Origin of the sequence: Nocardia carnea, from assembly GCF_029869215.1 — a bacterium.
Lineage (GTDB): Bacteria > Actinomycetota > Actinomycetes > Mycobacteriales > Mycobacteriaceae > Nocardia > Nocardia carnea_B.
In genome coordinates this window covers 1-14,676 of record NZ_JARWPM010000381.1, presented here as the reverse complement: position 1 = coordinate 14,676, position 14,676 = coordinate 1, and the positions used below count along the sequence as shown (strand labels likewise).

Annotated in this window: 14 protein-coding genes and 1 pseudogene; 5 read left to right on the top strand and 10 right to left on the bottom strand. The window is 67.9% G+C overall.

The genetic code is table 11. The annotated features are described in order from the left end of the window. Positions 1–128: 128 nt before the first annotated feature. From ahcY to cofD, 10 genes are all read right to left on the bottom strand, one after another. Positions 129–1,610 (bottom strand): adenosylhomocysteinase, encoded by a 1,482-nt coding sequence (ahcY, locus tag QH276_RS27600; RefSeq protein ID WP_280400756.1) that lies wholly within the window; start codon positions 1,608–1,610, stop codon positions 129–131. Between the two features lie 239 nt (positions 1,611–1,849). After that, positions 1,850–3,016 carry an alkane 1-monooxygenase gene (locus tag QH276_RS27595; protein ID WP_432278808.1) on the bottom strand — a complete coding sequence of 389 codons (1,167 nt, stop codon included), beginning with the start codon at positions 3,014–3,016 and terminating at the stop codon, positions 1,850–1,852. A gap of 217 nt (positions 3,017–3,233) precedes the next feature. Further along, positions 3,234–3,866 (bottom strand): TetR/AcrR family transcriptional regulator, encoded by a 633-nt coding sequence (locus tag QH276_RS27590; RefSeq protein ID WP_280400579.1) that lies wholly within the window; start codon positions 3,864–3,866, stop codon positions 3,234–3,236. 41 nt (positions 3,867–3,907) lie between these two features. Beyond that, positions 3,908–4,090, bottom strand: coding sequence for a rubredoxin (locus QH276_RS27585; protein WP_280400580.1), 183 nt, complete (start codon positions 4,088–4,090; stop codon positions 3,908–3,910). 38 nt (positions 4,091–4,128) lie between these two features. Then, complete coding sequence (locus QH276_RS27580; RefSeq protein WP_280400581.1) at positions 4,129–4,302, bottom strand: rubredoxin; 174 nt, start codon at positions 4,300–4,302, stop codon at positions 4,129–4,131. 100 nt (positions 4,303–4,402) lie between these two features. Next, positions 4,403–5,692 (bottom strand): alkane 1-monooxygenase, encoded by a 1,290-nt coding sequence (locus QH276_RS27575; protein WP_280400582.1) that lies wholly within the window; start codon positions 5,690–5,692, stop codon positions 4,403–4,405. Positions 5,693–5,940: 248 nt separating this feature from the next. Further along, complete coding sequence (locus tag QH276_RS27570; RefSeq protein ID WP_280400583.1) at positions 5,941–7,170, bottom strand: alkane 1-monooxygenase; 1,230 nt, start codon at positions 7,168–7,170, stop codon at positions 5,941–5,943. Positions 7,171–7,825: 655 nt separating this feature from the next. After that, positions 7,826–8,344: an NUDIX hydrolase gene (locus QH276_RS27565; protein WP_280400584.1), complete on the bottom strand. Its 519-nt coding sequence runs from the start codon at positions 8,342–8,344 to the stop codon at positions 7,826–7,828. Beyond that, positions 8,341–9,702, bottom strand: coding sequence for a coenzyme F420-0:L-glutamate ligase (locus tag QH276_RS27560; protein ID WP_280400585.1), 1,362 nt, complete (start codon positions 9,700–9,702; stop codon positions 8,341–8,343). Before QH276_RS27560 ends, QH276_RS27565 begins: the two co-directional genes overlap by 4 nt. Next, a complete protein-coding gene (gene cofD / locus QH276_RS27555) occupies positions 9,699–10,697 on the bottom strand; it encodes a 2-phospho-L-lactate transferase (protein ID WP_280400586.1) in 999 nt (332 codons plus the stop codon). The genes QH276_RS27560 and cofD overlap by 4 nt, the downstream gene beginning before the upstream one ends. Positions 10,698–11,209: 512 nt before the next feature. Here cofD and QH276_RS27550 point away from each other — a divergent pair. From QH276_RS27550 to QH276_RS27530, 5 genes and pseudogenes are all read left to right on the top strand, one after another. Beyond that, on the top strand, positions 11,210–11,443 hold the full coding sequence (locus QH276_RS27550; RefSeq protein WP_033243613.1) for a WhiB family transcriptional regulator: 234 nt from the start codon (positions 11,210–11,212) through the stop codon (positions 11,441–11,443). Positions 11,444–11,527: 84 nt separating this feature from the next. Continuing rightward, complete coding sequence (locus QH276_RS27545; RefSeq protein WP_195056709.1) at positions 11,528–12,007, top strand: metallopeptidase family protein; 480 nt, start codon at positions 11,528–11,530, stop codon at positions 12,005–12,007. 351 nt (positions 12,008–12,358) lie between these two features. After that, positions 12,359–12,733, top strand: coding sequence for a DUF3499 domain-containing protein (locus QH276_RS27540; RefSeq protein WP_432278685.1), 375 nt, complete (start codon positions 12,359–12,361; stop codon positions 12,731–12,733). A gap of 160 nt (positions 12,734–12,893) precedes the next feature. Next, a complete protein-coding gene (locus QH276_RS27535; protein WP_280400588.1) occupies positions 12,894–14,270 on the top strand; it encodes a phosphomannomutase/phosphoglucomutase in 1,377 nt (458 codons plus the stop codon). A 111-nt stretch (positions 14,271–14,381) separates the two neighbouring features. Continuing rightward, a pseudogene (locus tag QH276_RS27530) lies at positions 14,382–14,676 on the top strand (hypothetical protein); the annotation flags it as partial.

The following is a 14,676-nucleotide window of genomic DNA, read 5'->3' as shown; positions in this document are numbered from 1 at the left end:
CCTTTTCCCCGCCCGGTCCGGCCCACCCCCCTTAACCAACAACCCCTTGCACCCCCCCCAACCGCCCCCCGTGGCCCCCCCCGCCCGGGCCGGGGGGCCACAGCCGGAGACCGGGAAAGGGTGCCGGATCAGTAGCGGTAGTGCTCCGGCTTGTACGGGCCCTCGACATCGACGTTGATGTATTCGGCCTGGTCCTTGGTGAGCTTGGTCAGCGTGCCGCCGAGCGCCTCGACGTGGATCCGGGCGACCTTCTCGTCGAGCACCTTCGGCAGGCGATAGACCTCGTTGTCGTATTCCTCCGGTTTGGTCCACAGTTCGATCTGCGCGATCACCTGGTTGGAGAAGCTGTTGCTCATGACGAACGACGGATGGCCGGTGGCGTTGCCCAGATTCAGCAGCCGGCCCTCGGAGAGCACGATGATGGACTTACCGGAATCACCGAACGTCCACAGGTCGACCTGAGGTTTGATATTCAACTTGGTCGCGCCGGAACGCTCCAGGGCCGCCATATCGATTTCGTTGTCGAAATGACCGATATTTCCCAGAATGGCCTGGTCCTTCATCGCCCGCATATGGTCGAGGGTGATGATGTCCTTGTTACCGGTCGAGGTGATGACGATATCGGCGTCGGCGATGGCCTGTTCCACGGTGACCACGTCGTAGCCGTCCATCAGCGCCTGCAGGGCGTTGATCGGGTCGATTTCGGTGACCTGGACCCGCGCGCCCTGCCCGGCCAGCGATTCCGCGCAACCCTTGCCCACATCGCCGTAGCCGCAGATCAGGACCTTCTTACCGCCGATGAGGACATCGGTGCCGCGGTTGATGCCGTCGATCAGCGAATGCCGGGTGCCGTATTTGTTGTCGAACTTCGACTTGGTGACCGAATCGTTGACATTGATCGCCGGGAAGGTCAGTTCCCCGGCGGCGGCGAACTGGTACAGCCGCAGGACGCCGGTGGTGGTCTCCTCGGTGACACCCTTGACGCTGCGGGCGATGGCGGTCCATTTGCCCTTGTCGGTCTCGAACCGTTCGCGCAGCAGGTTCAGGAACACCGTGTACTCGGCGGAATGCTCCGCATCGGCCGGCGGGACCACGCCCGCCTTCTCGAACTGGGCGCCACGCAGCACCAGCATGGTGGCGTCACCGCCGTCGTCGAGGATCATATTGGCCGGTTCGCCCGGCCAGGTGAGCATCTGTTCGGCGGCCCACCAGTACTCCTCCAGCGTTTCGCCCTTCCAGGCGAACACGGGGGTGCCCTGCGGCTCTTCGACGGTGCCGTGCGGGCCGACCACCACGGCGGCCGCGGCATGGTCCTGGGTGGAGAAGATATTGCAGGAGGCCCACCGCACCTCGGCGCCCAGTGCGGTGAGGGTTTCGATCAGCACAGCGGTCTGCACGGTCATATGCAGGGAGCCGGAGATGCGCGCGCCTTTGAGCGGCGCGACCTCGGCGTATTCGCGGCGCAGGGCCATCAGCCCGGGCATTTCGTGTTCGGCCAGCCGGATCTCCTTGCGGCCGAAATCGGCCAGCGACAGATCCGCGACCTTGTATTCGATGCCGTTGCGGCTATCGGTGCTCAGCGAGGTGCGAGGCAATTCGGAGGTCGTCATCAGCGTGGATCAGCCTTCTCTCGGTTACGGCGTGAGCGAGTCGGGCCCGGAGACGGTAGTGCGATACCTCCGCCTTCGCTCCGGCCTCCGCGTCGGGAGGTGGACCGATCGGCCAGGCCTCGCTCAGGCCCGATAAACACGGTCTCGATCGCAAGGCTAGCGGGTTCCGCCCGGCCGCGGTCCGGCTGTATCGGTCGGTGCGCGGTACCGGGCGGTCGGGTTGCGGCAGCGCCGCGGGGTCAGGCGGCGACGCCGGGACCGGCCGGCAGGGTCGCGCCCGCTGCGCGCCGGTGCGGGGCCACATTGATCCGGGAGAGATCGCCGTCGTAATGTGCCAGCACCCGTTTGTCCATGACGCGCCGCCACAGCGGCGGGATCACCGCCAGCACCACCATGGCCGCGTAGCCGGCGGGCAGCTGCGGCGCCTCGTCGGAACTGCGCAGCGTCTGATAGCGGCGGCCGGGGTTGGCGTGGTGATCGCTGTGCCGCTGCAGATGGAACAGGAAAATATTCGTGACCAGCCGATCGCTGTTCCAGCTGTCACGCGGGGTACAGCGCCGGTAGCGCCCGTTGGGGCGGCGCTCGCGCAGCAATCCGTAGTGCTCGATGTAGTTGACCGTTTCCAGCAGCCCCGCGCCGATCACCGCTTGTAGCAGCAGGTACGGCAGGATCTCCCAGCCGAAAACCAGCATGAGGCCACCGAAGAGCACCACGGTCATGACCCAGGCCTGCAGAATGTGGTTGCGCGGGCTCCACCAGCCGCTGCCGGTGCGGCGCAACCGTTCCCGTTCGAGCCGCAGGGCGGAGCGGAACCCACCGGCCACACTGCGCGGGAGGAACTGCCACAGGCTTTCGCCGAACCGGGCGCTGGCCGGGTCCTCGGGTGTCGCCACCCGGACATGGTGGCCGCGGTTGTGCTCGACGAAGAAATGCCCGTACCCGGATTGCGCCAGCGCGATCTTGGCCAGCCATCGCTCCAGACGTTCCACCCGGTGCCCGAGTTCGTGCGCGGCGTTGATTCCGATCCCGGATACCAGTCCCAGCGTCATGGCAAGGCCGACCTTGTCGACCACATCGAGTTCGCTGCCCGCCCACAGATACCCGGCCAAGGCGAGACCGACCAGCTGGATGGGCAGGAAGAGATAGGTGCACCAGCGGTAATAGCGGTCGTTGGAGAGGGTTTCGTAGTCCTCGTCGCGCGGGTTCGAGCCGTCGTCGCCGACCAGGATATCGAGTAGCGGGATGATGCCCAGGACGATGATCGGCCCGGTCCACCAGAACACCTCGAGCCCGGTGTGCAGCACCAGCTGAGAGGGCAACAGCGCGGTGGCCGGAGCGATCAGGCCGAGCACCCACAGATGGCGTTTGGGATCGGCCGATCCGGCCGACTTGCCAACCAATTGCACGTTTGCCCCGCTATTGAAAAACCGAACTTGCTGGCCTACATATTTGCAGACCGGGCGTCTCCATTGCGTCATTGTTCGGCCCGAACGTGGCGACCGTTACACGCCGGAACCGTACCGTGTCCCGCGGCGCCCCGGGGTCCCGCATCCGAGTTGCCCAGGGAGCGGGTGCGGCCGCAGGTGATCGGGCCGGATCGCCGCCGGCCCGGGTATCGTGCGCTCACCGTGCGCGGTCCGGCGCCACCTGGCCAGCGAGTACCGCGGCCACATAGGGAGCGAAGACCCGGGCGAGTTCGGCGGGGGCGTCGTGCTCTGGCCCGGGTGGGGTGGGGATATAGCTGATCGCCAGCCGGACCAGGGCGTGTGCGAAGGTATCGGCCTGGTCCGGCGTGGGGGCGATCCAGCTGCGCTGCATCACCCCGGAGAGCCGTTCGGTGGCGTGCCCGATCAGCGGGCCGGCATCGAGAGTGATCAGCCGAAGCAGATCGAGTTTGACCTCACCCAGCAGCAGCGACCGCACCAGCGGATCCTGGGCGGCATCGCGGAAATAGCTCGCGAGACCGTCCCGGATGGAGGCGTCGGCGTCGCCGATATTGGCGGCCAGTGCGGTTTCCACATGGTCGACCAGATCGTCGGCCAGGCGGATGGCGTAGGCCTCGGCCAGGCCCTGCCGCGAACCGAATTCGTTGTAGAGGGTCTGCCGGCTCACCCCGGCACCGGCCGCTACCTCGGTGAGCGTGATCTTCGACCAGTCGCGTTTCCCCAATAGGTCACGCATCGCGTCCAGGATGGCTGTGCGCAGCAACTCACGCGCAGACCCCTGGGTGGAATTCCGGGATCCGGTGGCAGGCATGCCTGCGACCCTGGCACGTTTTCGCTGCACAAGTCAAAGTTTCAAGTTCGTTCGATCTCGACCATGAAGAAGTCGGCCTTGGCCGCCCCGCAGTCGGGACAGGTCCAGTCGTCGGGAATATCGGCCCAGCGGGTGCCGGGCGCGATACCGTCCTCGGGCCAGCCCTGCGCCTCGTCGTATTCGAAACCGCATTGGGCACATTGATAGAGCTTGTAATCAGTCATGGGCACATCGGCCTTTCGGTCCAGCGGCGCCGGCCGGATCAGGAACGGGCGGGCACCGGTTCGAAATCGATCTTTTCCCGGACGGCGCAGTCCGGGCAGCACCAGTCGTCGGGCACAGCCGACCACGGGGTCCCCGGCGGGAAACCCTCGTGCGGATCGCCCGCGGCCTCGTCGTAGACATATTCGCAGACCGGGCAACGGTAGGCGCTCATGATCCCGCCCCGGCGCCCGGACGAGCCCCGCTCGCGAGCAGCACACCGACGCGGTGGCCGCGGCGCATGGATGTCACCCCCGCCTCCGGGGCCGGCCCGCTCATGCGGTCGCTCCCGGCGCCGGCGCGGCGTAGCGGGCCAGTATCTGTTCCCGGCGGGGCGGATGGATATTGGCCCGGGTGATATCGCCGTCGTAGTGCGCGAGTACCCGTTTGTCCATGACCCGCCGCCACAGCGGCGGGAAGTAGGCGAGCAGGATCATGCTCGCGTACCCGCTGGGCAGTTCCGGAGCCTGAACCCAACTTCGCAAGGTCTGATATCGGCGGGTCGGATAGGCGTGGTGGTCACTGTGCCGCTGCAGGTGGTACAGGAAAATATTGGTGACCAGATGGTCGCTGTTCCAGCTGTGCGTCGGCGCCGGGCGCTCGTAGCGGCCGGAGCCGGTGCGCTGCCGAACCAGCCCGTAGTGCTCGAGATAGTTCACCGATTCGAGCAGGCTGAATCCCATCACTGCCTGCAGCAGGAGATAGGGCAGCAGTTCCACACCGAACACGGCGACGAGCGCGGCGTACAGCAGCACGGTCAGCAGCCAGGCGGTGAGCACCTCGTTGTGCCGGGACCAGGGTCCGCGGTCCTGGCGCCGCAGCCGGGTACGTTCCAGCTCCCAGGCCGAGCGCAGGCTGCCCCAGACCGTGCGCGGCCAGAACGCCCAGAAGCTCTCCCCGAACCGGGCGCTCGCCGGATCCTCGGGGGTCGCGACCCGCACGTGGTGACCCCGGTTGTGCTCGATATAGAAGTGTCCGTACCCGCTCTGCGCCAAGGCGATCCGCGACAGCCGGCGTTCCAGGCCCACTTTCTTGTGCCCGAGTTCGTGCGCCGTGTTGATCCCGACGCCGCCGATCACCCCGACCGTGAGCGCCAGCCCGATCTTGTCGACGATCTGCAGTCCGCCGGCGACTCCCAGCCAGCTCAGGTCATCGGCGGTGATCAAGTAGCAGGCCATGATCAAGGTGGCGTACTGGCACGGGAGATAGAGATAGGTGAGGTATCGGTAGTACTTGTCGTTCTCCAGCGCTGCCATCACCTCGTCGGGCGGGTTGGTGCCGTCCGCGCCGAAGGCCAGATCGGCGATCGGGATGACCAGGTAGAGCAGTATCGGCCCGAGCCAGTACGGAATGTGGGCGAGGCCGTGCCAGCCGAGGGCGTTGAGCCCCCAGATGAGCGGTAGACCGATGGTGAACAGCCCGGTGGGCGCGAACAGCCCCCACAGCCACAGGTACCGCTTGGGATCTCGCCAGGCTTGCGGCGGGACCGATTCACCGGGGTTCTCCGGCGGGGCCGCTGGGCCGGGCACCCCCGGGGTGGCCGGATTTTCGGGCACGGCAGACATCGCTGTCTCACTTCCTCACGCCGCGCTGTGATGCGCACAACATTCAGCCCCGACGATAGGCGCAGCGAAGGCATTCCGGTAGACAAATTTATCAATTTGTAAAGCAGATCTCGTGCCGAACCGCACTGCGACCGACCGGCAGCATCCCGGCCGGCGCAGGTGGCCGGGCCCGCCCCCGGCGGCCTGGTCCGGGAACCCGGCCGTCAACCTCGCTGGACCGAGCACCACCCGGCCGAGGCGATACGCGCTCACTCCGCCGCCGCGACCACGCCGTACCGGGCCAGTAATCGCCGCCGGGCGGGTGGATGGATATTGACCCGGGTGATATCGCCGTCGTAGAGCGCAAGCACACGTTTGTCCATCACCCGCCGCCACAAGGGCGGGAAATAGGCGAGCAGGATCATGCCCGCGTATCCCGTGGGCAGCACCGGAACCCGCTCACGACTGCACAGGGCCTGGTAGCGGCGGGTCGGGTGCGCGTGGTGGTCGCTGTGCCGCTGCAGGTGATACAGGAAAACATTGGTGACCACGTTGTCACTGTTCCAGCTGTGCCGGGGCGCGGGACGTTCGTAGCGACCCGAAGAGGTGCGCTGCCGGACCAGACCGTAGTGCTCCAGATAGTTCACCGCCTCCAGCAGACCGACCCCCATCACCGCCTGCAGGAGCAGAAACGGCAGCAGTACCACGCCGAACGCCGCGATCAGCGCGGCGTACAGCACCACGGTCAGCAGCCATGCGGTGAGCACCTCGTTGCGCCGGCTCCACGGCCCCGAGCCGAGGCGCGCCAGCCGGGCGCGTTCCAACTGCCAGGCCGAGCGCAGGCTCCCGAGCACCGCCCGCGGCAGAAAAGCCCAGAAACCCTCACCGAACCGGGCGCTGACCGGATCCTCGGGAGTCGCGACCCGGACGTGATGGCCACGATTGTGTTCGACATAGAAATGCCCATAGGCGGACTGCGCCAACGCGATCCTGGACAACCGGCGTTCCAGGCCCACCTTCTTGTGCCCGAGTTCATGGGCGGTGTTGATCCCGATTCCGCCGATCACGCCGACGGTGAGGGCCAGCCCGACCTTGTCGACCGTCCCCAGACCGTCCTCCAGGCCGGGCACCGGGAGCTCCCCGGCCGTGAGCAGGAAGCAGACCGCAACCAGGGTCGCGTACTGACAGGGGAGGTACAGATAGGTCAGGTAGCGGTAGTACTTGTCGTTCTCCAGGGCCGCCAGCACCTCTTCGGGCGGGCTGGTCGCATCCTGCCCGAACAACCGGTCGGCGAGCGGTATCACGAGGTACAACACCAGCGGGCCGAGCCAGAACAGGACGTGGACCGGGCCGCTCCAGCCCAGCGAGCCGAAGAGCCAGGTCAGCGGCAGACCGATGGTGAACAGCCCGGTGGGCGCGAACAGACCCCACAGCCACAGGTATCGCTTGGGATCACGCCAGGTCGGCGGCGTATCCGGAGTTCTGGATTCGGTGGTCACCGGCGCATCGCCTCCTCACCCGGCACTGTGACGCACATAACAACTGCCTTCGACCGTAAGGGCGCGACAGCACCCGGGTGGAGGGGGTTTACGGTTTCGGTAACCAGCCGATTTACGTTGACGCAGTTGTTATTCGAGGCGAGCGGGTACTGCATCCAGCCGGCCGCTCCGCCTGTTCGGGGCGGAGTTTCCCGCCCGCCGGTACCGGCGGCGGACGGCAGTTCCACCCTGGCGCGCGGCAGGGTCCGCAGCGGGCCGAGAACACACCGTGACAATCGACGACCGGTCCCGGCCCCGGGCAGCGGCCACACAGCTGCGCCACCCACCCGCCATGCCGCCGCCCCCGGCCCGTGGTCAACCGGCGCGTGGTCGCAGGCTGCGCGCGCCGTCGACTACATCAGCTCGACGTGCGGGACGCCGGCCTTCGGGCGGACACCTCGCCCGGCGGCCGCCCGGACGACGACACGCGATCGAAACCGCCCCGCTGCTGTCGCCGCCGGTCGCCGACGCCACCCGCTACGCCACGCCCCCGATCCCGGATCCCCGAATCCCCGAATCCCCGAATCCCCGGCCGGGCCGATAGCAGCCGTGTCCACCCGGAGCATCGCCGCCCGCCCGTCCGATCGGGCCGGGACGGTGGCGTTGCGCGGCCGTCTCAGCGGATCACGACATCGGCATCCGGCGGCAGGGCGTCCACCGGCCACCAGCGCAGGTCGGTGGATTCCGCGCTACGCACCGGCACCGCCCCCGGCGGCGCGGTGATCCGGAACAGCAGATCCAGATGCCGCGTCGGTACCCCGAGCGAACAAGTGATCGGATGTGCCTGCGCCGCATAGAGTTCCGCGTCCAGATCCAGCCCCTGGATACCGGATTCCTCGGTGGCCTCGCGCAGCGCGGCCATCGGGACCGTCTCGTCGGTCTCCTCACAGTGACCGCCGAGCTGGATCCAGCGCCCGACCCGTGGGTGCAGGGTCAACAGCACCTGCCGGCCGTCATGGGAGAACACCACGGCCGAGGCGGTGATATGACCGGGCGCGTGCTCGCGCAGGCAGCCGCGCGGCGCCGAGCCGAGAAAGGCCAGCATGGCCTCCCGCACCGACGCGTCCGGCCCGGCGTCCGGTTTCCACGCGGTCAGCAGTTCGGTCGCCGAGGCGCGCAGCGATTCGGCGCTCACAGCTCCACCAGTCCCGCGGCGGGGTCACGCGGCGGACGCGGGGTCAGCTCCTCGATGGGGTGGCCGATAGCGATGGCCCCCAGCGGTTTCCAGTCGTCGCCGGTATCGAGTACCGCCCGGGTGACCTCCGGCGCGAAGATCGTCGACCCGATCCAGCAGCTACCCAGCCCCTCGGCGGCCAGCGCGACCAGCAGGCCCTGTACCGCGGCGCCCACCGCCACGGTGAACATGGTCTGTTCCGCGGCCCGCCGGCGCTCGTCCGGATAATCGTGGGCGCCGTCGGGCACACAGAACGGGATGATCACCTCCGGGGCGTCGAACAGGATGCGGCCACGGCTCACCCGCCGCTCCACACGTTCGGGATCCAGGCCGTCGGCCAGCAGATCGGCCCGCCACTTCTCGGCCATCGCGGTGAGCAATTGTTCGCGCCGCGCCCGGTCACGCAACCAGACGAAACGCACCGGGCGGGTGTGATGGGGTGCGGGCGCGGTCAGCGCGACCGCGGTCGCCGCGCGGATCACCTCCGGATCCACCGGTTCGGTACTGAAACTACGCACCGAACGCCGCAGCAGCACCGCCTCCCCGCGGCCCTTCCGCAGCGCCTCGGCGGTCCCGAGCCAGAACAGGTCGTCGGTCCCCGCACGCACCAGATCGGTTGCGGTCGAACCGTCGTCGGTGAGCGACAGGCCGCGCACCACCGCCACCGGGACCCCGCCCAGTTTGCCCTTCACCAGATCGGCGGCGGCGGCCAGTTCGTCGGCGATCGCGACCTGGGTGACCTGTAGTTCGTTGCCCTGTCCGTCGACCGCGCCCGAATAGTCGTGCAGGACTCGCAATCCCGCGGACCCGATCGCGACATCGGTCTGGCCGTTGCGCCAAGCGCGGCCCATCGTATCGGTCACCACCACACCCACATTCACGCCCAGGCGCGTGGCCAGCCCCGAGCGCAACCCTTTGGCACTGCCGTCGGGATCGGCGGGCAGCAGAACGAGTTCGTCGCGTTCGACATTGGATCCGTCCACGCCGGACGCGGCCTGCACGATGCCGAGCCGGTTCTCGGTGATCAGCGTCCGGCCACGGCGGGCCACGATGCGCACCGATTCCTGTTCCACCAGCCGCCGCCGCGCCGCGTCGCGCTGTTCCGGATCGGTCGGCGCGGCCACGATCCGGCCCTCGGCCTTGGCGACGATCTTGCTGGTGACCACCAGGATGTCGCCGTCGGCCAGCCACGGGGCACACTCGGCGATATGTGCGGCGAGGTCGTCGCCGGGACGGAATTCCGGTAATCCGGTGATCGGCAGAATTCGCAATTCCGCGGCGGCGTGATCGCCGATTACCTCGGCAAACGAGTCGGTCACGGTTTCACTCCCGCCAGTTCCAGGGCAGCCCGCACCATTTCGGCGGTGGCCGGCGGATCCGTCATCAACAGGGGAACACTGCGCACCTCGACGCCGGGCACCTCGGCGGTATCGGTCGTGTGGATCAGCCAGCCGTCGAGAATGCCGGTGGCGGAACGGGATCCGTAGTGACGGCCGACCGCCTCCGCGGTGGTCTCCACGCCGATCACCGACAGGCATTCGTCGGCCATCCCGCGCAACGGCTTGCCGTCGATCACCGGCGAAACCCCGATCACCGGCGCCGCGGTGGTGCGCAACGCCCCGCGAATTCCCGGCACCGCCAGGATCGCTCCCACACTCACCACAGGATTCGAGGGGGCCAGTAATACAATATCTGCATCGGCTATGAGTTCGATCACATTCGGCGCCGGTTTGGCTTCATCCGCCCCGATTGTGGCGAATCCATGAGTTCGAACGTCCGCCCGGTACCGAACCCACCACTCCTGGAAATGGATCGCGCGGCGTTCGCTGGGGCTCTCCGGATCGCTGATAACAACATGCGTTTCGCAGCGATCGTCGGTTGCCGGGATGAGTTCGACACCCGGTTGCCACCGTTTGCACAGCGCCTCGGTGACCGCCGAGAGCGGATAGCCGGCACGCAACATTTCGGTACGAACGAGGTGTGTGGCGATATCCCGATCCCCCAGTCCGAACCAGTCCGGCTGGGCGTGATATTTCGCCAACTCCTCCTTGGCGTGCCAGGTTTCTCCCAACCGGCCCCAGCCGCGCTCCGGATCTATTCCGCCGCCCAGCGTATACATGCAGGTATCGAGGTCGGGACAGATTCTGAGCCCGTGCATCCACACGTCGTCGCCCACATTGACGATGGCCGAAACCTCGGCTTCGGGCAGCAGCTCCCGCACCCCCAGCAGGAACCGCGCGCCACCGACTCCGCCGACCAGGACGACGATACGGGGACCATTGGCGGGCCCGATGTCCGCTTGTTCTGAAGTCACATCTGTACACCCTATGCCGCGCGATAAATAGTGCGTCTTCCGCTATATTTGCCGCTCATTTGCTATTCGGGTCACAAGATCGACTCGGAATGCCGCGCGGGATAGTAACGGAATAGTGACGGTGGCTTGACCATCACACCCGGCGGCGTGTCTAATCACAGACATGTCATTCCGGATCGCGCGGGAAGTGCAAGGCGCGAGCGGAAATTCGAACAGATGTTCGAATTCGAATGACGGGCTCGGGGAAGTCCGCGAGACAACATCGCGGAGTTAGGCCGTCGATATGCGTGTGGATCGACGGAACGAATTCATTCTGCGCTAACACACAGTGAGGAGGCGGAGCGATGGCCGAAGAACTGGCCCCGGCCGGCATTCCGGTGGGTGTATCGCGAACCGATTCCACAGCAGGCGCAGCACGAGGCGTCGCTGCTGACAACGGCTGGACCGATCGCGATCGGAGTGAGCGAGAATCGGCACCCCGGCTCAGCCTGATCGTGACCGGTTTCGACGAGATGTTCGACTCCATCGAAGAACAGTGGCAGGAACGCGCACTCTGCGCGGAGACAGACCCGGAGGCCTTCTTCCCGGAGAAGGGTGGCTCCACCCGCGAGGCCAAACGCATCTGCATGGGATGCGAGGTCCGCGACGAATGCCTGGAATACGCGCTCGCACACGATGAGCGGTTCGGAATCTGGGGCGGCCTGTCGGAGCGGGAGCGCCGGCGCCTCAAGCGCGGTATCGGCTGACGAGACCGCTCGCGTCGGTGCGCCCCGGAGCAGGTAGCCGGGGCGGGCCGTCGCGATCGGCGCTCGATGACTAACGTTCGAGTCATGGCCCGATCCCGCAACCGCAGACCCCCGACCGCCCGGTCGGTCAGCCGCCGAGGGCGCGGCGTGCGCGGACCCATGCTTCCTCCCACCGTCCCCGCGTGGCGCACCCGCGGCCAGAAATTCGACCGGCTCGTCCTGGAGGCGTTCGCTCCGCTGGACACCCGCTGGCACGACCGCCTCACCAAACTGGATATCGCCGTCGACGATGTCCCGAAAATCCGTCCGCTGCACCCGGATTCGGTCACCTGGCCGGACGAGGTGGTGGCCGACGGCCCGGTCCCGCTGTCCCGGCTCATCCCGGCCGGTGTCGACCGGCACGGCACTCCCATCCGCGCGCGGGTCGTCCTGTTCCGCAAACCCCTCGAACTCCGCGCCGGCGACCCGGACGATCTGGTCGACCTGCTCCGCGAGGTCCTCGTCCAGCAGATCGCCACCTACCTCGGCGTCGACCCCGACGTAATAGACCCCGAACCGGAATAGCCGGGTTCACCCGCCCTCGAACCGACGAAGCCCCGTTACCTTTTCCGTGGGCCCGGAACCGGGCCCACGGTCGCCAGGCCCGGTATGACTTCCCCCCGGTCGACGTCAGCCAGATCCCTGGTCAGCATTCTGCGGCGGGGCCCGCCCCTGGTCTGGAGCGACGGAGCGGGGGAGCGAAGCGGACGAGCGTAGGAGTGAAGACCAGGGGTTAATAGGGCCCCGCCTTCTCGAGGCGCGGAGCGCCTCCATAGATACAGATCACACTCCGACGCGCCGGGCGGAGCCGGATCGGTGAGCGTGTCTGACCCACTTGTGTCCGTGTGGCGGGTTACTCTCATCGACGTGATCTCCATGCGTCGTTGCTGCCGACCCGGCTGCAAGAATCCGGCCGTCGCGACGCTGACCTATGTTTACTCGGACTCCACCGCGGTGGTGGGTCCGCTGGCGACGGTAGCCGAACCCCATTCCTGGGATCTGTGCGGAACGCACGCCTCCCGGATCACCGCCCCCAAGGGCTGGGATATGGTCCGGCACGAAGGCAGTTTCGCGACAACCCCCGACGACGACGACCTCACCGCACTGGCCGAGGCCGTCCGCGAGGCCGGCCTACGCCGCCGCCCGCCCGAACCAGAGCAGCGCGGCTACCGCGAGCACACCCCGCCGCCGCGCCCCACTCGCACCGGGCGCCGCGGTCATCTCCGGGTATTACCCGATCCGCCGAGCTGAACGCGTTTCCCGGCATACCGATCACCCCGGCCGCACGAACCGGTGCGCCGATCGGCCGCCGCCGGACCCAGCGCTCGGGCCACCACCCTGACGTGCCCGGCGCCGGCGCCGGAGGCGGCAGTGGATACACCGCCGAAACACACCTACTAGGGTGTTCCCCATGACAGTCGCCCGCTCTGCCGAGTCCGTGAACGCGGTGATCAAGGCCTACGACATCCGCGGCGTCGTCGGGGAACAACTCGATGCCGATTTCGTCCGCGATACCGGCGCGGCGTTCGCCCGGCTCATGCGGGCTGAGAACGCGCGCCGCATCGTGATCGGTCACGATATGCGCGCCTCGTCACCGGAACTCGTGGACGCCTTCGCCGCGGGCGTACTGGCTCAGGGGCTGGATGTGGTGCGGATCGGCCTCGCGTCCACCGATCAGCTGTATTTCGCCTCGGGCACCCTCGACTGCCCGGGCGCCATGTTCACCGCCAGCCACAACCCGGCCCGCTACAACGGCATCAAGCTGTGCCGGCCGCGGGCGCTGCCGGTCGGGCAGGACACCGGGCTCGCGACCATCGCGGAAGAACTCGTCACCGGGGTGCCGGGCTACGACGGCGCACCGGGCACCACCACCGAAACCGACCTGCTCGGCGACTACGCCGCGTTCCTGCGCGAGCTGGTGGATCTGGGCGGTATCCGGCCGCTGACGGTCGCGGTGGACGCCGGCAACGGGATGGGCGGGCATACCGTGCCCGCGGTCCTCGGTGCGCTGCCGCAGGTCACGATCGTGCCGCTGTATTTCGAACTGGACGGGTCCTTCCCCAACCACGAGGCCAACCCGCTGGATCCGGCGAACCTGGTGGATCTGCAGAAACTGGTCCGGGAATCCGATGCCGATATCGGGCTGGCCTTCGACGGCGACGCCGACCGCTGCTTCGTGGTCGACGAGCAGGGTGAGCCGGTTTCGCCGTCGGCGATCACCGCGCTGGTCGCCGAACGCGAACTCGCGAAGGAGCCGGGCGCCACGATCATCCACAATCTGATCACCTCCCGGTCGGTCCCGGAGCTGGTGGCCGAGCTGGGCGGCAACCCGGTGCGGTCGCGGGTGGGGCATTCGTTCATCAAACAACTCATGGCCACCACCGGGGCGGTGTTCGGCGGCGAGCATTCCGCGCACTACTACTTCCGCGAGTTCTGGGGTGCCGATTCCGGGATGCTGGCCGCGCTGCACGTGCTGGCCGCCCTGGGCGAGGATAAACGTCCCGTCTCGGAGCTGATGTCCTCCTACACCGGCTACGCCGCCTCGGGCGAGATCAATTCGACCGTCGCGGACGCGGCCGGGCGCACCGGCGCGGTACTCGACGCCTTCGCCGGCCGCGCGGTCGCGGTGGACCGGCTGGACGGGGTGACGGTGCAACTGGCCGACGACGCGTGGTTCAACCTGCGTGCCTCGAATACCGAACCGCTGCTGCGGCTCAACGTCGAAGCGCGCACTCCGGCGGAAGTAGACGCACTCGTGACCGAGATTCTGCGCATCGTCCGCGCCTGACTGGAATAGTGGAAATACACACCGTGGATTCGCCCGTTCCAGGCCCGGTGTCCACGACCGGGGCAATGGCGGCGACCGATAACAGCGCGATGAGGGGAGGTGCCACGCCCGATGATCGCTGATACCCCGGTACTCGATCTGGACGATGCCGCAATGCTCGAGGCCGCCGATACCGGCGGCGCCCTCCGTTCCGCCGCATCCGGTGGCGCCCAGGTCCGCGCGATCGCCGCGGCCGTGGCCGAAGGCGCGCTCGCCCGGCTGGACGGTCTGCGACCACGCAGTTTGCTGCTGGTCTCCGGCCCCGGGGGGGGGGGGGGGCGGGGGGGGGGGGGGGGGGGGGGCGCGGGGGGGGGGGGGGGGGGGGGGGGGGGGGGGGGGGGGGGGGGGGGGGGGGGGGGGGGGGCGG